The following is a 19144-nucleotide window of genomic DNA, read 5'->3' on the forward strand; positions in this document are numbered from 1 at the left end:
CAACGAGAGGAGACCCCAGCATGAAACGCATTGCCCAATGGTTTGCCGTGCTCTGCCTGGCCGTGATGGCCAGCATGGCGCTGGCCGACGACCTGCTCAAACCCTTCGTCCTGGCCTACAAGGGACCGGGCGACCAGGCGGCCAAGGTGGAGGAGGTGAAGAAGGCCCTCACCGCCAACGGCTTCCAGGTGGTGGGCAGCTACACGCCCTATGCCGGCACCACCATCATTGCCGTCACCAATGACGAGCTCAAACGCACGGCCGCGCAAAGCGAGCATGGCGGCTTCGGGGCGGCCATGCGCGTGGCGGTGGTGAAGGCGGGTGACGAGGTGCAGGTGTCCTACACCAACCCGCCCTACTGGGCCAACGCCTACCGGATGAAGAACGACCTGCCCGGCGTGGCCGCGGCGCTGGAAAAGGCCCTGGGCAAGGTGGACACCTTCGGCGCCAAGGGGCTCACCGCGGCCAAGCTGCGCAAGTACAACTACATGTTCGGCATGGAGAAGTTCGACGAGCCCTCGGAGCTTGCGGAATACAAAAGCTACGAGGAGGGGGTGAAGACGGTGGAGGAAAACCTGGCCAAGGGTGTGGCGGGTGTGACCAAGGTCTACCGTATCGACATCCCGGGCAAGAAGGAAACCGTGTTCGGCGTGGCGATGAAGGGCAAGACCGAGGCGGACAAGTACATGGACGACAAGTACATCATGTCCGAGATCGACTTCAAGGACGTGAAGTCCGCGGCGCACCTGCCCTACGAGATCCTGGTTTCGGGCAACAAGGCCTATGCGCTCTATGCCCGCTTCCGCATCGCCATCAGCTTCCCGGACCTTTCCATGATGGGCAAGAACAGCTTCATGAACATCATGAAGAGCCCGGAAGCCATCCGCAAGGCGCTGGTGCAGGCCGCGGGCGGCAAGGAAGAGGAAAAATCCAGCTGGTGATGGTCCCTCTCTCCTGAAGGGAGTGGGGGCGCTCGAGCGGCCACTCCCTCACTGCCGGGAGTGTCGCGGCTGAAGCCGCTCCCACCAGTCTGACCACTCCCCCGCTGGGCTCCGCGCCGCCAAAGGACCGCCTCCCCCTGGATGGGGGAGGGCTGGGGTGGGGGTGAATGCGGGAAGCACTGTCGCGGCGAGGCTTGCCGCCGGCAGCCTCATCGCGGGTCAAGCCGCTCCCACCGGTTCATTTGCCTCCCCAGGTTTGGCTGCCCTCAACAGGGGCCTGGTTGCCTCCAGAAGCCTCTCCCATCACTGGGGAGGGTGGGAGGCGCTTTAGCGGCGAGCTTCGGCGCTCCCAGGCTCATCGCGGCTGAAGACGCTCCCACCTGCAACTGCCTTCACCCCTGCACTTGCCCGCACAGATTCAGCTGCTGCCAGCGGCGTCGCCGCGCCCGACAGCCCGCCTTCCGGCCAAAGACGCTTTCGCCGCCGGCCGGGCTCAGCTCAAGCCCAGCCGCTGCCAGATGGTGGAGGTGGGGCCGGCCTGGTTGAGGGTGTAGAAGTGCAGGCCGGGTGCGCCGCCCTGGAGCAGCCGGTCGCACAGGTCGGTGACCACGTCCAGTCCGAAGGCCCGGATCTGGTCCAGGTCGTCGGCCATGCCTTCCAGACGCTTGCGGATCCAGCGCGGGATTTCCGCCCCGCAGGCATCGGAGAAGCGGGCGAGCTGGGCGTAGTTGGTGATGGGCATGATGCCCGGGACGATGGGAATGGTGACCCCCAGCGCCTCGCAGTCCTCCACGAAACGGAAGTAGGCATCGGCATTGTAGAAGTACTGCGTGATGGCCGCGTTCGCGCCCGCTTCCACCTTGCGCTTGAAGTTGAGGAGATCGTCGCGCGCGCTTTTCGCCTGGGGGTGGAACTCGGGATAGGCGGCCACTTCGATGTGGAACCAGTCCCCGGTTTCCCGGCGGATGAATTCCACCAGCTCGTTGGCGTAGTGGAACTCGCCCGGATCGGCCATGCCGGAGGGTAGATCGCCGCGCAGGGCGACGATGTGACGGATGCCGTGGGCCTTGTAGGTGGCGAGTACCTCCCGGATGCTTTCCCGGGTGGAGCCAATGCAGGACAGATGGGGTGCGGCATTGTAGCCCTCCGCCTGGATTTCCAGCACCGTTTCCAGGGTGCGGTCGCGGGTGGAGCCGCCCGCCCCGAAGGTGACGGAGAAGAATGCGGGCCGCAGCTGGGCGAGCTGCCTGCGTGTGGCGCGCAGTTTCTCCACACCTTCCGGTGTCTTGGGCGGAAAGAATTCGAAGCTGAAATTGCGTGAGGTCGCCATGGCGGTACCCCGACGCAGGGGCGCACGGCGCCCCTGCGTGGTTGCGGTTGGGGAACGGTCAGTAACGGTAGTGCTCGGGCTTGTAGGGGCCTTCGATGGGCACGCCGATGTAGGCCGCCTGTTCCGGGGTGAGCACCGTGAGTTCCGCGTTCAGCTTCTTGAGTTGCAGCCGCGCGACTTTTTCATCGAGGTGCTTGGGCAGGGTATAGACGCCGACCGGATATTTGTCCGTGTGGTTGAAGAGCTCGATCTGGGCCAGGGTCTGGTTGGCAAAGGACGAGCTCATGACGTAGCTGGGATGGCCCGTGGCGCAGCCCAGGTTCACCAGACGGCCCTTGGCCAGCAGGATGATGCGCTTGCCATCGGGGAAGATCACGTGATCCACCTGGGGCTTGATTTCCTCCCACTGGTATTTCTCCAGGCTGGCCACGTCGATCTCGTTGTCGAAATGGCCGATGTTGCACACGATGGCGTTGTGCTTCATCTTCACCATGTGGTCGTGGGTGATCACATGGTAGTTGCCGGTGGCGGTGACGAAGATGTCGGCCTTGTCGCAGGCGTAGTCCATGGTCACCACGCGGTAGCCTTCCATCGCCGCCTGGAGGGCGCAGATGGGATCGATCTCGGTCACCCACACCTGCGCCGAGAGCGCGCGCAGGGCCTGCGCCGAACCCTTGCCCACGTCCCCATAGCCGCACACCACGGCGATCTTGCCGGCGATCATCACGTCGGTGGCGCGCTTGATGCCGTCCACCAGAGATTCGCGGCAGCCGTACAGGTTGTCGAACTTGCTCTTGGTGACCGAGTCGTTGACGTTGATGGCGGGAAACTTGAGCTCCCCCCGGGCGTGCATCTGATAGAGACGGTGCACGCCGGTGGTGGTCTCCTCGGTCACACCCCTGATGTGCCTGATGCGCGTGGAGTACCAGGTGGGGTCCTGCTTGAGCCGCTCGCGGATGGTGGCGAAGAGGATGCGCTCCTCCTCGCTGGTGGGGTGGTCCAGCACGGCGGGGTCCTGCTCGGCGCGCGTGCCCAGATGCAGAAGCAGCGTGGCGTCGCCGCCGTCGTCCAGGATCATGTTTGAGTAGCCGCCATCGGGCCATTCGAAAATGCGGTGGGTGAACTGCCAGTAGTCTTCCAGGGACTCGCCCTTGTAGGCGAAGACGGGAATGCCGCGCGCGGCAATGGCGGCTGCGGCGTGGTCCTGGGTGGAGAAGATGTTGCAGGAAGCCCAGCGCACCTGGGCACCCAGGGCGGTGAGGGTTTCGATCAGCACCGCGGTCTGGATGGTCATGTGCAGGCTGCCGGAAATGCGCGCGCCCCTAAGGGGCTGGCTTGCGGCGTATTCCTCGCGGATCGCCATGAGGGCGGGCATCTCGCTTTCCGCGATGGCGATCTCCTTGCGGCCCCAGTCGGCCAGGGAGAGATCGGCCACCTTGAAATCGCTGAAGTTGGCAGGTGCGTTCATTACGGTCTCCTGAAAATGAACGGGCGCCGTTGTTCAATGAAATGCCCGGCCGAGCCTGGCCCGCCCTGTGGCGGGTCGCAGCGCCCCTCGGCGGGCGATGGAAAGCTTTGCGTGCATGCGCCTGCGGATCGGGACGGGATCACCGTGGCTGCGCTCACGCGGAGACATCCGTCCCGGCGTAGAGTTCGTCCATGGCGAGCGAGACGCCCACCGACTCGAAGCACACCGTATCGCCGGGTTCGAAGGTCACGTAGAGCCAGCCGATGTCGCCCTGCCGGCGATAGATCTCCACCTGCCGCCGGTCCTGGCTCACCAGGGCGTACTCCTGGAGGCTCGCGAGCTTGCGATAGGCCGCGAGCTTCTCCCGGCGGTCGATGGTCTCGGTGGCCGTGGAAAGCACCTCCACCACCAGCACGGGCGCTTCCACCACCAGTGCCTCACCCGCGGCCACGGGGGCCTCGCTGCAGGTGACCATGACATCCGGGTAGTAATAGGCATCGGCAGCGGCGACGTGGAGTTTCACATCGCTCATGAAGACCTGGCAGGGCTTCCCGGCCAGCCGGCCGAGGAGGGTCGCCGCAAGGTTCAGGGCGATGCGGTTGTGCCGCTGGCTGCCGCCGGCCATGGCATAGACCTCCCCGGCGACATACTCATGCCGCTGGGTGCTTCCGGCTTCCAGGGCCAGATACTCTGCCTCATCGAGGAGGCGGCGTTGAACCGTCTGCATCCCTACTCCATTCGGGGTCAGGTCTTTACCTTATAGGGGGGCCAGGGGTCGCCGCTGAAGCGCCTCCCACGGCAGGGGCCAAGCCTGGGGCAGCGGCTTCAGCCGCGGTAAGCCCCATCAGTGCCTTCGGTCGCTGCTGAAGCGCCTCCCACGGCAGGGGCCAAGCCTGGGGCAGCGGCTTCAGCCGCGGTAAGCCCCATCAGTGCCTTCGGTCGCTGCTGAAGCGCCTCCCACACCCGCATCCCCATGTTCCCCCATGAAGGGGGCATGCGGGAGCGGCTACAGTCCCGCGTCCGCGCGCAGCGCCTCGGCCTTGTCGGTATTTTCCCACGTGAACTCCGGTTCGTCGCGCCCGAAGTGGCCGTAGGTGGCGGTGCGGGTGTAGATGGGCCGCAACAGGTCGAGGGTCTGGATGATCCCCTTGGGGCGCAGGTCGAAATGTTTCTCGATCAGCTTGACGATACGCTCGTCGGGAATCCTGCCGGTGCCGTAGGTATTGACCATCAGCGACACGGGTTTGGCCACGCCGATGGCATAGGCCACCTGGACCTGGCATTTGCGGGCGAGTCCCGCGGCAACGATGTTCTTGGCCACGTAGCGCGCGGCATAGGCCGCGGAGCGGTCCACCTTGGACGGGTCCTTGCCGGAGAAGGCGCCGCCGCCATGGGGGGCTGCGCCGCCATAGGTATCCACGATGATCTTGCGCCCGGTGAGACCGGTGTCCCCGTGGGGCCCGCCGATGACGAAACGGCCGGTGGGGTTTACCAGATAGCGCGTATCCCGGCGCATCACCTCGGGTATGACCGGCTTGACGATTTCCTCGATGACCGCCTCGGTGAGCACGGCATGGGACACTTCGGGATGGTGCTGGGTGGAGATCACCACGGTGTCCACGGTGCTGGGCCTGCCGTCCACGTAGCGGATGGTGACTTGGGATTTGGCGTCCGGACGCAGCCAGGGCAGCCGTCCGTCCTTGCGCAGCTCGGCCTGACGCTCCATCAGACGGTGGGCGTAGTAGATGGGCATGGGCATGAGCTGGGGCGTTTCGTCGCAGGCGAAGCCGAACATGAGGCCCTGGTCGCCGGCACCCTGGTCCAGGAACAGGCCTTCCCCTTCGTTCACGCCGATGGCGATGTCCTGGGACTGTTTGTGGATGGTGGTGAGCACCGCCGCGGTCTCGTAATCGAAACCGATGGCCGGATCGTCATAGCCGATGCGCTTGATGGTCTCGCGCGCGATCTGGCTGTAGTCGAGCACCGCGCCGGTCGTGATCTCGCCCGCCACCACGCACAGATTGGTGGTGACGAGGGTCTCGCAGGCTACGCGGGAATGGGGGTCCTGGGTTAAGATCGCATCCAGAATCGCGTCGGAAATCTGGTCGGCCACCTTGTCCGGATGACCTTCGGACACCGATTCGGAAGTGAACAGGAAATCGCTCATTTTGCGGCTTCTTCTCTGGAAGTTCGTCAGAATTCAGCAGGATATCACATTGCCCCGGCTCCCCAAAGGCGCGTTTCGGCCATGGCCGTGCTGATGCGGCTGGCCGCGCGTGTGCCCCTGACGCTCCTGCATGGGCTGGGTGTGCTGCTGGGCTGGCTCGTCTATGCCGTTTCACCCACCTATCGCCGCCGGCTGCGGGACAACCTCGCGGCCAGCGGTGTGGCGCCCGATGCCCGCGCGCTGCGCCGCCTGCGTCATGCCGTGATCGCCCATGGGGGCAGGGCCGTCGCGGAACTGCCCGTGATCTGGGGCCGCCCCTTGCCGGAAGTGGCGGCACTGGTGCGTGCCTGTGACGGCTGGGCCCTGGTGGAGGCGGCGCAGGCGGCGGGACGCGGCATCATTTTCCTCACACCCCATCTGGGCTGCTTCGAAGTGGCCGCCCTCTACGCTGCCCAGCGCATGCCGCTCACCGTGCTCTACCGTCCGCCGAAACTGCGCTGGCTGAGTGGAGTGATGGAAAGCGGGCGCGCCCGGGGGGGGCTGAGGCTTGCGCCCACCGATGTCACGGGCGTGCGCAGGCTGCTGGCCGCCCTGCGGCGCGGCGAGGCGGTGGGTCTGCTGCCGGATCAGGTCCCTGCCGCGGGCGAGGGCGTGTGGGCGCCCTTCTTCGGGCGTCCCGCCTACACCATGACGCTGGTGGGCCGTCTTGCCGCCAGGACGGGCGCAGCGGTGCTGCTCGCGGTGGCACGCCGGCTGCCCCGGGGACGGGGCTATCACCTGACGCTGCGTCCCCTGCCGTCGCCCTTCACCGGTGAGCCCGCGCACGATGCCCGTCTGCTCAACGAAGTCATCGAGGGTCTGGTGCGCGAATGTCCCGGCCAGTATCTGTGGAGTTACAACCGCTACAAGCGTCCGCGCGGCGCGGGGCCCGCCGCATGATCGCCCGTCTTGGCATCTTCGCCGTCTGGCTGCTGCACTTCCTGCCCCTGGAGCTGCTCAATCCCCTCGGCCAGGCTCTGGGGCTTCTGTTCTACGGGCTGGGGCGGGAGCGCCGGCGGGTGGCGCGCATCAACATCGGGCTGTGCTTTCCCGAGCTTACGCGCGCCGAGCGGGAAAAGCTGGTGCGCCGGCATTTCCGTGCCTTCGGCCGCAGCGTCCTGGAGCGGGGCATACTCTGGTGGTCGTCGGCCCGGCGCATCCGGCGTCTGGTGCGCATGGAAGGCGTGGCACACTGGCAGGCGGTGCGCGGCCGGCCGGTCATCTGGTTCGCGCCCCACTTCGTGGGACTGGACATGGGCGGGACGCGGCTTGCGCTGGAGGCGAATGCCGCCTCGATGTACAGCGCCCAGAAGAATCCGGTATTCGACCGGCTGCTGCTGCGCGGCCGTACGCGCTTCAACGAGCAGCGCCTGTTCTCGCGCCAGGATGGCGTGCGCGAGGTGGTGAAGGTGATCCGACAGGGCGTGCCCTTTTACTATCTGCCGGACATGGACTTCGGTCCGCGGGATTCCATCTTCGTTCCCTTCTTTGGGGCGCGCGCGGCCACCATTACGGGACTGTCGCGCCTGGCGAAGCTCGGGCACGCCGTGGTCGTGCCCGTGGTCACCCGGCAGCTGCCGGGCGGGCAGGGCTACGTGCTGCGTTTCCATCCGGCATGGGAAAATTTCCCGACTGATGATGTGGAAGCGGACACCCGGCGCATGAATGCCTTCATCGAGGACCGCGTGCGGGAAATGCCGGAGCAGTATTTCTGGCTGCACAAGCGCTTCAAGACCCGACCGCCCGGCGAGCCGCGTCTCTATTGAGGAGTCGTCATGGAACGCACACCGGAACCGGAACTGATGGACGACCTGGAGCAGGCGCGGGCCTACGCCGAGGCCGATTTCTCCGAACCCCACCAGGCCTTCGTGGAGCATTTCCGCGCGCGCTTTCCCGATTTCCGGGGTGGCCGCGTGCTCGACCTGGGCTGCGGACCGGCGGATGTCACCGTGCGTTTCGCCCGCGCCTTCCCCGACACGCACATCACCGCCCTCGACGGCAGCGCGCCCATGCTGGAGTTCGCGCGCCGACGGCTTGCGGCCGAGGATCTCGCGGGACGCATCGAGCTCGTCCTGCGGCGCCTGCCCGCAGCCGTCGCCGGCGGCTACGATGCCGTGATCTCCAACAGCCTGCTCCATCATCTGGCCGACCCGGCGGTTTTGTGGGACACCGTCCGCATGGCCGGACGGCCCGGTGCATGCGTGCTGGTGATGGATCTCATGCGGCCTTCTTCCATCGCCGAGGCGGAGCGTCTGGTCGCCTGCCACGCCGCGGAGGCGCCGGCGGTGCTGCGCCGGGATTTCTTCAATTCGCTGCTGGCCGCCTATCAGCCCCGGGAAGTGGCGGCCCAGCTCGCCGCGGCGGGCCTGGGCCATTTCCGGGTGGAGGCGGTGAGCGACCGCCATCTGCTGGCCTGGGGCCGGCTGCCCGAGGGAAAGGACGCGCCATGAGTTTCGTCAATCCGCCGCCGGAGGTGATCCGCGATCTGCTTGGGCGGGTGAAGACCATTGCCGTGGTGGGCCTGTCACCCAAGCCCGACCGGCCCAGCTATCAGGTGGCGCGTGCCATGCAGGGCTTCGGCTACCGCATCATCCCGGTGCGCCCGGGCGTGGCCGAGATCCTGGGCGAGAAGGCCTATGCCCGCCTGTCGGACGTGCCCGAACCCATCGATCTGGTGGACGTGTTCCGGGCTGCCGAACATTTGGATGCCATCGTGGACGAGTGCATCCGTCTGAAGATCCCGGCCCTCTGGATCCAGGAGGGCATCGTCAACGAGGCGGCCGCCCGGCGGGCGGTGGAAGCCGGCATCACCGTGGTGATGGACCGCTGCCTGTACAAGGACTATGTGGCGAATCTGTAGAGGCCCCGTTCTCGCACTCACTGCGGCGGCATTGGGCCTCGGTGTCGGGGCGGCGCGCGGCGACGATCTCGCCCAGGGCCAGGCGGCCTATCAGGCGCGCGACTATGCCCAGGCTTTTCTCCTGCTCGCGCCGCTGGCGGAGCAGGGGGTGCCCGAGGCGGAGTATGTGTTGGGGGAAATGTACCGCAAGGGCGCGGGGGTGGTGGCGGACCGGGGGGAAGCCCTGGTTTGGCTTGCGCGCGCGGCCGAAGCGGGTCACGTGCCGGCGCAGATCGCCCTTGCGCAACTCTACGAGGCCGAAGGCGAAGGCCGGGATCAGGAACGGGCGCTCCACTGGTTTCGGCGCGCGGCGGAGAGCGGTCAGGCCGAAGCCTGTTTCCATCTGGGACTGCATTACATCCGCACGGAAGCCCACCGGGACTTTGCGCAGGCGGCCCACTGGATGCGCCGCGCCGCCGCGCAGGGACATGCCGAGGCCCAGTATTTCCTGGCGCGCCTGCTGCTCGACGGGCGTGGCCTGCCGGCCGACGAGGCGGAAGCCCGCAGCTGGTTCCAGCAGGCGGCGCTTCAGGGCCATGGGCGGGCCCAGCGTTTCCTGGCACTGCTGGCGTGGCCGGACACACCGGACCGCGCCCTGGAGCTGCGCGAACTGCGGCGGCATCTCGCCGCGGGCACCGCGCGGCTTGCCGGCGTGAGCAGCGACCCGAGCTACGGCACACGGGACAACCCCATCCGTGCGGGACGCGATTATGGGGCCCAGTGGGCCTATCTCAACGCCCTGCGCGGCCCGCGGGGCGAGCTGGTGCATTACCGCAGCCTCGGGCCCTGCTGTTTCTTCAACCATCCAGACGCGGCGCGCGGCAAGGGCTTTCTCGACCGCTACGAAGTCCAGTATGCAGGCAGTGCGCCCGCTATACTGTATTTCACCCTGTTTTCCGACGACGTCCGGCTGGAAGCCCCGGCCGGCTTCGGCGTCGCGCCAGCCACCACGGATTAGCCATGCACCTGCGCTTCACCAAAATGCACGGCCTGGGCAACGATTTCGTCGTGTTCGACGCCATCCACCAGGACGTGAAGCTTTCCCGCGAGCAGTGCCGCTTCCTCGCCGACCGGCATTTCGGCGTGGGCTGCGACCAGATCCTGCTGGTGGAGCGGCCCACCGTGGCGGATGCCGACTTCCGTTACCGCATCTTCAATGCCGACGGCGGCGAGGTGGAACAGTGCGGCAACGGCGCGCGCTGCTTCGTGCGTTTCGTGCACGACAAGGGTCTCACGCAGAAGAAGCAGATCCGCGTCGAGACCCGCGCGGGCATCATCGTGCCGCGCCTGGAGGAGGACGGCCAGGTCACGGTGGACATGGGGATGCCCCGCTTCGAACCGGAGGACATCCCCTTCCTCACCGACAAGCGGGCCGTCACCTATCTCCTGAGCGTGGGGGCGAAGATCATCGAGGTGTCGGTGCTGTCCATGGGCAATCCCCATGCGGTGCAGGTGGTGGATCGGGTGGAGACCGCGCCGGTGGCCCACGATGGGCCTCTCATCGAACATCACCCCAGTTTCCCCAACCGCGTCAACGCCGGTTTCATGGAAGTGGTGAGCCGCGACCACATCCGGCTCAGGGTGTGGGAACGGGGCGTGGGCGAGACCCTGGCCTGCGGCACGGGCGCCTGCGCGGCGGTGGTGGCGGGCATCACCCGCGGGCTGCTCGACCATCGTGTGCGCGTCACCACACGCGGCGGCGACCTTACCGTGCGCTGGGCGGGGGACGGGCACCACGTGTTCATGACCGGGCCGGCGGTGACGGTGTTCGAGGGGGAGATCGATCTTTGAACGGCAACCAGGGGCTTGCTTTATACTCGGCATTTCCGAGGGACGGAACACGCAAAGGATCACGATGAAACTCGAAGCGGAAGACGTGGCGCGCTACCTGCGGGAACATCCGGAATTCTTCGAAACCCACGCGCACCTGCTCACCGAAATCAACATCCCCCATCCCCACGGTGGCCGCACCATTTCCCTCGCGGAACGCCAGCTGCTGGCCCTGCGCGACAAGAATGCCCTGCTCGAATCCAAGCTGCGGGAGCTGATCCAGTTCGGCGAGGAGAACGACGCCCTCGGGGAGCGCGTGCACCGCTTCAGCCTGGCCCTGCTCATGGCCACCAGCCTGGAATCCACCCTGCACGCCATCCACTACAACCTGCGCGAGGATTTCGCCGTCCCCCACGTCGCCATGCGCCTGTGGGAGGGCATGGACAGCCATCCGGGCCTCACCGAATTCTCCGGCACCAGCAAGGAACTGCGCGTGTATGCGGAAAGTCTCGCCAATCCCGTGTGTGGGCCGCACGCCCTGTACGAGACCGGCACCTGGTTCGGCGAGGACAGTGCCCGCCTCAAGTCCTTCGCCATGGTGGCCCTGCGTGCGGAACATGCCTTCGGCTTTCTGGTGCTGGCGAGCGAAGACCCCCAGCGTTTCTATCAGGGCATGGGCACGCTGTATCTCAAGCGCCTGGGGGAACTCATCAGCGTTGCCCTCAAGCGCTACCTGCCGGGTGAAACCGCTTGAGCTCCCAGCCGGCGCGGCGTCCCTGCTGGCCGGCTTCCTGTCCCATCTGGCCCACGAACGGCGGCTTTCCCCCCACACGGTCGCGGCCTACCGGCGCGACGTGGAAGCTTTGCTCAGGCAGGCAGGGGCGACGCCGCTCGATGAACTGAGCGTGCACCACATCCGGCGCTTTCTGGGTCAGCTCCACGCCCGGGGGCTTGCCGGCAAGTCCGCCGCGCGCGTGCTTTCCGCCTGGCGCACCTTTTTCCGCTGGCTTGCCCGGGATCACGGTTTTGCACGCAATCCCTGCGACGGCCTGCGTGCGCCCAGGGCGGAAAAAAAGCTGCCCGCGGTGCTTTCCCCCGATGCGGCCAGCCGTCTCATGCAGGTGGAGGGTGACACGCCTATCGCCCTGCGTGATGCCGCCATGCTCGAGCTGTTCTATTCCTCTGGCCTGCGCCTGTCGGAGCTCACCGGGCTCAAGGTGCAGGACGTGGATTTCGCGGGCGGAGAGGTGCGGGTCACGGGCAAGGGCGCCAAGACGCGGGTGGTGCCGGTGGGACGCTTTGCCCTGGAGGCGCTGAGCCGGTGGCTCGCGGTGCGAAACGCTTGGGCGGGGCCGGATGTGGCGGCCCTGTTCGTCAGCCGCCAGGGGCAGGCACTCCATCCACGCACCGTGCAGGCACGCGTGGAATACTGGGCGAAGCGGCTGGGTCTGGGTCAGCACGTGCATCCCCACATGCTGCGCCATTCCTTCGCCTCCCACGTGTTGCAGTCCAGCGGCGATCTGCGCGCAGTGCAGGAGATGCTGGGCCACGCCAACATCTCCACCACCCAGGTCTATACCCATCTCGACTGGCAGCATCTCGCGCAGGTGTACGACGCCGCCCACCCGCGTGCCAGGAAGAAGGGCTAGGCGCGCGGCGGGGGAGCGGTGCCGGCCATGGCCAAACTCATCCTCAAACCGGGCCGCGACAAGTCCCTGCGCCGGCGCCATCCATGGATCTTTTCCGGCGCCGTGGCACGGGTGGAGGGTTCTCCCCAGGCCGGTGATACGGTGGCCGTGGTGGATGCCCAGGGCACGTTCCTGGCCTGGGCGGCCTACAACGGCAGATCGCAGATCAGCGCGCGGGTGTGGAGCTGGGACGCGGCGGAACGGGTGGATGCGGCCTTCTTCCACCGGCGTGTCGCGGCGGCGGTCGCAGCGCGGGATCACCCGGATCTGGATCCCGCCTGCTGCCGCCTGATCCATGGCGAGTCCGACGGCCTGCCGGGCGTGATCGCCGACCGCTATGGTGACACGGTGGTGCTCCAGCTCTCCACCGCCGGTGCGGAGTGCTGGCGGGAGGACATTGCCGATGCCCTCATGGGCCTGCCCGGTGTGGCGCGCGTGTTCGAGCGCTCCGATGCCGAGGTGCGCACCCTGGAAGGACTGGCTGCGCGGGTGGGCGTATTGCGCGGCGACGAACCGCCGGACGCGATCGAGATCCGGGAGTACGGCGTGCGCTTCCTGGTGGACGTGCGCCGCGGCCACAAGACCGGTTTTTACCTCGACCAGCGTCTCAACCGCCAGGCCGTGGCGCGGCTGGCGCGGGGGCGGCGTGTGCTCAACTGTTTCTGCTACACCGGCGGCTTCACCCTGCATGCCCTGGCGCAGGGGGCGGCCCACGTCATCTCCATCGACAGTTCCGCCGAAGCTCTCGCCTGGGGCCGGCGCCAGCTCGCCCTCAATGGCCTGGATGCCACGCGTGCGGAATGGGTGGAAGGTGACGTGTTCCGCCTTTTGCGCGAGTACCGCGATGCAGGACGGCGCTTCGGTCTCATCGTGCTGGACCCGCCCAAGTTCGCCCCCACCGCGGCCCAGGCGGCGAAGGCCGCGCGTGGCTACAAGGACATCAACTGGCTGGCCTTCCGGCTGCTGGAACCCGGTGGCTGGCTCGCGACCTTCTCCTGTTCGGGTGGCGTGTCCGAAGACCTGTTCCAGAAAATCGTCGCAGGTGCCGCGCTCGACGCAGGTGTGGAAGCAAACATCGTCGCCCGTCTCCATCAGGGACCCGATCATCCCGTGGGGCTGTCCTTTCCCGAGAGTGCCTATCTCAAGGGACTGCTATGCCGCGTGAGCTGAGCCTTCCGCTGTCCGCCCGTGCCTGGGGCCGTGACGATTTCGCCGCTGTGCTGAAAAGCGAGCTGGAGGCCCTGCCGCCCCACGAACTGCCCTTGCAGGAGGCCCTCTCCGGCACCAGTCATCTGGCACCGGAACCCCACCGGGTGCGTGTGATTCACGTCGAGCAGGTGGGCCCGTCCGTGCGGTTGCGGGTGGGCGTGTTCTACGCGGGCGTCGTCGCCGGCTGCAGTTGCGCCGACGATCCCACCCCCGTGGAACCCCAGCCGGAGTACTGCGAGCTCGATCTTGTCCTGAATCCCGCCAACGCCCGCGCCTCGGTCACTCCGCGCGACGGATGACATCCCAGACCTGCTTCCAGCATAACCCGCAGTTATAGACAACGGCCGCCTCGAACGAGGCGCCCATGGATCTGTCCTTCTGCTTGCGGACTTTGCCAGCCCTTTCCTCGATCACAGCCGGCGGTTCGCCTTGCGTGCCGCGCCGGGCGTGTGAATAGCTGTAACCGGGCTTATCGCTGCAGGCGGCTGCTTATCAGGCCATCGTGCGCGAGCGCCTCGACTGGCAGGCACGGCGTTACGCCTGAACGTCGCGAAGGCGCCTCTTGCCGGATTACTTCCCCCACCCTGTTGCGCAAGCGTGTGGACTGCTCGCCGTCCCCGGAAAGCGGCGCCACTCGTGCGCCCCCGCAAACACGGGCCCGTGGCAACCCAGTGGTCTGCCCTCTTGCGAGCTATGTCTTCGTCATGGATACTGTATGCTTTCTGCATAGCCAGGAAGCTGCATGGGAACGGTCAACCCCTTAGCCACCCGGCGTGTGGCGCTGTGCTTCGATGAGCGGGGCAATCCGCAATTCCACTCCACCTTGAGCCCGGAGGACTTTTGCCAGCGGGCCCTGTGTGTCGCCCCACCCCGCCACGTCATCCCCATCGTGTTCGTGCCGGGCATCATGGGGAGTAATTTGCGGTCGTTGAAGCGGATAACCGGTAAAACCGTCCCTGCCTGGCGGCCGCCCAACGGGTTATGGGAAAGCTTGGGCGAAGTACGCATGCGGTTAAAACAAAAACCGGAGGCCCGGCAGCTCCAACTCCACCCCAGCCGGGTCGAAGTGGACGACGGCGGCTTTGTCTCGATCCCCCGCGACTGCTACAACCTGGACACCCGGGAAGCCCGCCGGCGCGGCTGGGGGGGAGGTGCACTGGGAGTCCTACGGCCCCTTTCTGCTCACCCTGGAACGCGCCCTCAACGACCAGTACGAAGACTGCGGCCGCCCCACCGCCACGCCGCTTGCCGTCTGGCAGCGGGCCCAGCGGCTCGATGAGGACACCCGCCGCCGCTGGGGCGCCCGGGGCGAGGCCCCCCCCCTGAGCCCGGCGGCCTTCCAGCGCCTGGACGACTACTACTACCCCGTCTGGGCCTGCGGCTACAACTGGATGGAAAGCAACGAGCGCTCCGCCCGGCGCCTGCTCGAACGCATCGAGGCCATCCTGACGCACTACCAGGCAAGCGACTTCTTCATCCCGGAAGGCCGGGTGATCCTGGTGACCCACTCCATGGGCGGGCTGGTGGCGCGGCGCGCCGCCCAGCAGGCCCCCGAGCGCATCCTGGGGGTGGTGCACGGGGTGCTGCCCGCGCTGGGGGCGCCCGTGACCTACCGCCGCTTCCGGGCGGGCACGGAAAGCAATGGCCTGTTCGACCTCGTGGGCAAGCTCACGGCCGTGGTGCTGGGCTGGAGTGCGGCGGACACCACCTGCGTGCTGGCCCACTCCCCCGGCGCCCTGGAGCTTCTGCCCACCCGGGACTATCCCCCGGGCTGGCTCCGGGTGAAGGCGGGCACCCACACCCTCCTGAGCCTGCCCGAAACCGACCCCTACAGCGAGATCTACGCCAAGCGGGTGCAGGACGTCTGGTGGGGCATGGTGGACGAAACCCTCATCGATCCGGCCAAGTTGCTTGACAAAAGCCTCCCCCCCTTCCACGCATATCTAATTGCGCTGCGGGAAGCACGCAAATTCCACGACACCCTCGGCCTCTATTTCCACCCCCAGACCTATGCCTATTTCGGGGTGGATCCCTGTCTGCCCACCTTCCACACGGTCTGCTGGGAGGCCACATCCCGCTTCGAGGACGGCCCCGTGAAACTCGGCCCGGAAGCGGGCGAGCGGCTCCGCCAGGCCCGGGCCACGGACTGGGACGGGCTGGGACGCTGCGAGGTGGCCCTGGGCGAGGACACCGTGCCCTTCCGGCTGGGGGCCAAGGACGGCCCCGGCGATGGCACGGTGCCCGAGCCCTCGGGGGCCCAGGTGGAACGGGCCGGCCTCAGGGCCAGCTTCCGCCTGCAGGGCGTGGAGCATGCCTCGAGCTACCGCCATCCCGAGGTGTGGGACAACGTCTGCTACTGCATCGCCCGCCTGGTGGCGCAGGCCACACCCGTGACTGAACTGCCCCAATCGAAGAAGGAGCGCTTCCCATGTCCCGATGGCTCTGCTGGCTCGTCCTCTGCCTCCTCGGCCCCCTCGCCTGGGGCGCTGATGACATGACCGGCATGCGCACCGTCTGTTTTGGGCGCTTTCTCATCGACGTGCCCCAGGAGGCCGTGGTGAGCGGCCAAAGCTACGAGTACATGTTCGGAGAGATCCGAAGCGAGCGGCTGGGCGGTGGCCCCGCCCTGTTCGAGCAGCGCATGGCCGAGCGGGAGGCGCTGTTACGCAAAAGGAAGCCGGAGGACGATTTTGCTCTGGTCGAGACGCGGCGGCTTTTTCCGCAGGCCAGGCTCTTCAAACTCACGAGCCAACTCATCACATTGCGCAGTTTCGGCTTCGAGGGCTACCGCCTGGACAAGGGTATGTTGTATTCGACCGCGGTAAATGGCGTCAGCGCCAGCGGAATCGACTCGGTGCTCCAGGCTCTGGAAACCAAACTCCTCCCCAAGCTGCGCTACCGCCTGCCGGAGGAAATCCCCACCGAGCCGGGCTTCTGCCTCGAGGAGGGCTTCATCGCCGATGCCGGCGATGAGTTCCACTACGAGCGGGCAGGCATCAGCTTCCGCATCCCCCGCTGGCCGGATGTGCTGATCTCGGTGGAAACCCTTACCAACCGCGACAAACTCAGCGAACCGCTGCTAACCCGCATCAGCAGGCCTTTCCCCGATTTCCTCGCCCAGGTCGCGTTGCAGCTGCGCGTGTTGCGCAAGGGAGAACGGAACGTGGGACCCATTGCCGGGCAGGAGGTGCTCGACGCGCTGCCCAGCGGCAAAGGCTATGCGATCCACCATTTCGTCTGGGAAGCGGGCGGGGAACCCCGCTCGGTGTTGCGTCCTTCGATCAGCCTGGAATTTATGACCGGCGACGGACGCGAGACGGGCGAGCGTTATGTCCCCCCCTCCCTCACCGACGAGCAGGCCATCCGCCTGTTCGACGCCATCGTCAATTCCATCCGCCTGCGGCCCACGGGGCCCGGCAAGGGCGCGGCCGCCACCCCGCCGCCGCGCCTGCCCCTGGGCACCCGGGTCACCAGCCGCGCCCTCTGCCCCGAAAGCGGCCTGTGGCAGTGCCTGAACGAAGACGTCAGTCTCACCCCCCGCCGCCGCTTCATCCCCCGCGGCGCCCCCATGCCCTATGGCCTGGCCAGCCGCCCCGCGCCAGGGCTCAGGGGGCTTTTGGGCGGCACGGAAGACACCCCCGTCGAGGTCACCTGGCAGCTGGTGGACTACGGCGATGATCCCCCGCAAGGCTGAACCGGTGCCAGGCATGGGGCATCTGCAGCCGCTATCGGCATAAGTGCAGAACCCTTTGTCACTCCTTTGCGGAGGAAGGCGCGCGATGCGGATTCCGCACATGGGGCACAAGATTTGGGGGGCTGCCGGATAAGGTACTGGACGAATACAGTGTCTTGTCGCTGCAACACGGCGCTGCTAGCATGGCGAGCTTTCCCGGGGGAGGTTCCGTGGGTCGTGGCTGGTTTGCCTGGCTGCTGAGCTTCGCGCTGCTGTTCGCGCAGCAGGGTGCGCTCGTCCATGCGCTGGGGCATTTGACCGCCAGCCGCGCCCCGGCGGAAAAGCAGCTTCCCCATTCCCCGGCCTGCGAGCAGTGCGTGGCCCATGCGCCCCTGGGTGCGGGACTTGCTTCCCAGCCCCCGCAGGTCGCGCCTGCTGCGCCCGCGCTGCCGGCCCTGTCTGCGCCGGCGCGCAGCTTTTCGCCACGTTTCTTCACCGCCACCCGTTCCCGCGCGCCGCCCCGCCTCGCCTGAAGTATTCCCAGTCGGTGTCCGGGCCCGCGCCCGGCCATCCATGTGAACTTCGTTTTGCGAGGAGTCATCATGTTCCTGCGTCACTGCATTGCAGGCGGCCTGCTGGCCGCCCTGCCGGCATTCGCCTGGGCGGTGGATGCCGACATCGCCGCCCTGCGTGCGGAAATCGAAGCACTGCGCGCTCAGTACGAGGCCCGCATCGCCGCCCTGGAGGCCAGGCTCGCCCAAGCCGAACAGAGTCGAGCGGCCGCGCCGGCCCAACCGGCACCCGTCAACACCGCCACGGCCTTCAATCCGGCCATTTCCCTGATCCTGTCTGGCACCTATGCCAACCTCAAGCAGGATCCGGCGAGCTGGCGCCTGGATGGGTTCGTGCCCAGCGGAGGCGAGGTGGGCCCCCCTCCGCGCAGCTTCAGTCTGGGTGAATCCGAGCTGATGCTCGCGGCCAACATCGATCCCTATCTGCGCGGGGAATTCATGCTGGCCGCAGCCCTGGACAATTCGGTGGCCGTGGAGAACGCCTACCTGCAGACCCTGGCCCTGCCCCAGGGTCTCACCCTCAAGGCGGGGCGGTTCTATTCTGGGATCGGCTACATCAACGAGCAGCACCCCCATGCCTGGGACTTCGTGGATGCGCCCCTGGCGCAGCAGGCCTTCCTGGGCGGCCAGTATGCCCAGGACGGGGTGCAGCTTAAGTGGCTGGCGCCCACCGAGACCTTTTTGGAACTCGCTGCGGAGTTGGGGCGCGGCCACAACTTCCCGGGTGCGGAACGCAACAAGAACGGTGTGGGTGCATGGTCCCTGGGATTGCGCGCCGGGGGCGACCTCGGGACGAGTCATTCCTGGCTCGCGGGTCTTTCCTATCTGCACACCAGGCCCCGCGACCGCCGTTTCGAGGCCGAGGATGTTTCGGGCAACTCGGTCAGCAACGCTTTCGACGGCCGCTCCAATCTTCGGCTCGCCAGTCTGGTCTGGAAATGGGCGCCCGGGGGCAACCCTGCCTACCGGAATTTCAAGTTCCAGACCGAGTACTACCGCAGCCGCGAGCAGGGCAGCTTCACCTACGACGTGGATGGCGCGGCGCTCACGGACGCCTTTCGCAGTGTCCAGTCCGGCTGGTATGCCCAGGGGGTGTATCAGTTCATGCCCCGCTGGCGTGTGGGAGTGCGGTATGACCGGCTGAATGCCGGCACCGTGGATGCCGGCGCCAACAGCGGCCAGCTGCCCATCCTCGCGCCCTACGACCCCCACCGCACCAGCGTCATGGTGGATTACAGCCCGTCGGAATACAGCCGCTTCCGGCTGCAGTTCGCGCGCGATGCGGCACGGCGCGATGCCACGGACAACCAGATCTTCCTGCAATACGTGATCTCCCTGGGAGCGCACGGGGCCCATGCCTTCTGAGCCGGGGCCTGCCCTCAACGGAG

19 protein-coding genes and 1 riboswitch are annotated in these 19144 nt (G+C 67.0%); of the genes, 15 read left to right on the plus strand and 4 right to left on the minus strand.

What is annotated here, in order from left to right:
• The first annotated feature begins 20 nt into the window (after nucleotides 1–20).
• Nucleotides 21–941, plus strand: coding sequence for a hypothetical protein (locus ACZ42P_RS11165; RefSeq protein WP_464897614.1), 921 nt, complete (start codon nucleotides 21–23; stop codon nucleotides 939–941).
• 493 nt (nucleotides 942–1434) lie between these two features.
• On the opposite strand, the gene metF is transcribed toward ACZ42P_RS11165, so the two are convergent.
• The 4 genes from metF to metK all read right to left on the minus strand — a co-directional run bounded on the left by metF (nucleotide 1435) and on the right by metK (nucleotide 5906).
• Entirely contained in the window at nucleotides 1435–2271 is an 837-nt protein-coding gene (gene metF, locus ACZ42P_RS11170) for a methylenetetrahydrofolate reductase [NAD(P)H] (RefSeq protein ID WP_464897615.1), read from the minus strand.
• Nucleotides 2272–2329: 58 nt separating this feature from the next.
• Nucleotides 2330–3739 (minus strand): adenosylhomocysteinase, encoded by a 1410-nt coding sequence (gene ahcY, locus ACZ42P_RS11175; RefSeq protein WP_464897616.1) that lies wholly within the window; start codon nucleotides 3737–3739, stop codon nucleotides 2330–2332.
• 14 nt (nucleotides 3740–3753) lie between these two features.
• Nucleotides 3754–3834, minus strand: a riboswitch (S-adenosyl-L-homocysteine riboswitch).
• Nucleotides 3835–3893: 59 nt separating this feature from the next.
• Complete coding sequence (locus tag ACZ42P_RS11180; RefSeq protein WP_464897617.1) at nucleotides 3894–4466, minus strand: Uma2 family endonuclease; 573 nt, start codon at nucleotides 4464–4466, stop codon at nucleotides 3894–3896.
• Between the two features lie 279 nt (nucleotides 4467–4745).
• Nucleotides 4746–5906 (minus strand): methionine adenosyltransferase, encoded by a 1161-nt coding sequence (gene metK / locus ACZ42P_RS11185; RefSeq protein WP_464897618.1) that lies wholly within the window; start codon nucleotides 5904–5906, stop codon nucleotides 4746–4748.
• 81 nt (nucleotides 5907–5987) lie between these two features.
• Between metK and ACZ42P_RS11190 the strand changes: the two genes are divergently transcribed.
• The 14 genes from ACZ42P_RS11190 (at nucleotide 5988) to ACZ42P_RS11255 (ending at nucleotide 19121) form a co-directional block, all read left to right on the plus strand.
• Nucleotides 5988–6845 (plus strand): lysophospholipid acyltransferase family protein, encoded by an 858-nt coding sequence (locus ACZ42P_RS11190; RefSeq protein WP_464897619.1) that lies wholly within the window; start codon nucleotides 5988–5990, stop codon nucleotides 6843–6845.
• A complete protein-coding gene (locus tag ACZ42P_RS11195; protein WP_464897620.1) occupies nucleotides 6842–7711 on the plus strand; it encodes an LpxL/LpxP family acyltransferase in 870 nt (289 codons plus the stop codon). Before ACZ42P_RS11190 ends, ACZ42P_RS11195 begins: the two co-directional genes overlap by 4 nt.
• 9 nt (nucleotides 7712–7720) lie before the next feature.
• Nucleotides 7721–8395, plus strand: coding sequence for a class I SAM-dependent methyltransferase (locus ACZ42P_RS11200; RefSeq protein WP_464897621.1), 675 nt, complete (start codon nucleotides 7721–7723; stop codon nucleotides 8393–8395).
• The gene (locus tag ACZ42P_RS11205) at nucleotides 8392–8805 is read left to right on the plus strand and encodes a CoA-binding protein (RefSeq protein ID WP_464897622.1); all 414 of its coding nucleotides are present in this window, start codon (nucleotides 8392–8394) and stop codon (nucleotides 8803–8805) included. Before ACZ42P_RS11200 ends, ACZ42P_RS11205 begins: the two co-directional genes overlap by 4 nt.
• Nucleotides 8806–8836: 31 nt before the next feature.
• The gene (locus tag ACZ42P_RS11210; protein ID WP_464897623.1) at nucleotides 8837–9802 is read left to right on the plus strand and encodes a tetratricopeptide repeat protein; all 966 of its coding nucleotides are present in this window, start codon (nucleotides 8837–8839) and stop codon (nucleotides 9800–9802) included.
• A 2-nt stretch (nucleotides 9803–9804) separates the two neighbouring features.
• A complete protein-coding gene (gene dapF / locus ACZ42P_RS11215; RefSeq protein WP_464897624.1) occupies nucleotides 9805–10635 on the plus strand; it encodes a diaminopimelate epimerase in 831 nt (276 codons plus the stop codon).
• Nucleotides 10636–10699: 64 nt separating this feature from the next.
• Nucleotides 10700–11368, plus strand: coding sequence for a DUF484 family protein (locus ACZ42P_RS11220; RefSeq protein WP_464897625.1), 669 nt, complete (start codon nucleotides 10700–10702; stop codon nucleotides 11366–11368).
• Nucleotides 11355–12263: a tyrosine recombinase XerC gene (xerC, locus tag ACZ42P_RS11225; RefSeq protein WP_464897626.1), complete on the plus strand. Its 909-nt coding sequence runs from the start codon at nucleotides 11355–11357 to the stop codon at nucleotides 12261–12263. The genes ACZ42P_RS11220 and xerC overlap by 14 nt, the downstream gene beginning before the upstream one ends.
• A gap of 27 nt (nucleotides 12264–12290) precedes the next feature.
• Complete coding sequence (locus tag ACZ42P_RS11230; protein ID WP_464897627.1) at nucleotides 12291–13472, plus strand: class I SAM-dependent rRNA methyltransferase; 1182 nt, start codon at nucleotides 12291–12293, stop codon at nucleotides 13470–13472.
• Complete coding sequence (locus ACZ42P_RS11235) at nucleotides 13457–13810, plus strand: hypothetical protein (RefSeq protein ID WP_464897628.1); 354 nt, start codon at nucleotides 13457–13459, stop codon at nucleotides 13808–13810. The genes ACZ42P_RS11230 and ACZ42P_RS11235 overlap by 16 nt, the downstream gene beginning before the upstream one ends.
• 852 nt (nucleotides 13811–14662) lie before the next feature.
• Nucleotides 14663–16009: an esterase/lipase family protein gene (locus tag ACZ42P_RS11240; RefSeq protein ID WP_464897629.1), complete on the plus strand. Its 1347-nt coding sequence runs from the start codon at nucleotides 14663–14665 to the stop codon at nucleotides 16007–16009.
• Nucleotides 15940–17205, plus strand: a complete 1266-nt coding sequence (locus ACZ42P_RS11245; RefSeq protein ID WP_464897630.1) for a T6SS immunity protein Tli4 family protein — start codon at nucleotides 15940–15942, stop codon at nucleotides 17203–17205. Before ACZ42P_RS11240 ends, ACZ42P_RS11245 begins: the two co-directional genes overlap by 70 nt.
• Nucleotides 17206–17414: 209 nt before the next feature.
• Nucleotides 17415–17717 (plus strand): hypothetical protein, encoded by a 303-nt coding sequence (locus tag ACZ42P_RS11250; protein WP_464897631.1) that lies wholly within the window; start codon nucleotides 17415–17417, stop codon nucleotides 17715–17717.
• Between the two features lie 69 nt (nucleotides 17718–17786).
• Nucleotides 17787–19121: a hypothetical protein gene (locus ACZ42P_RS11255; protein WP_464897632.1), complete on the plus strand. Its 1335-nt coding sequence runs from the start codon at nucleotides 17787–17789 to the stop codon at nucleotides 19119–19121.
• The last annotated feature ends 23 nt before the right edge of the window (nucleotides 19122–19144 follow it).

The organism is Thiobacter subterraneus, from assembly GCF_055379455.1.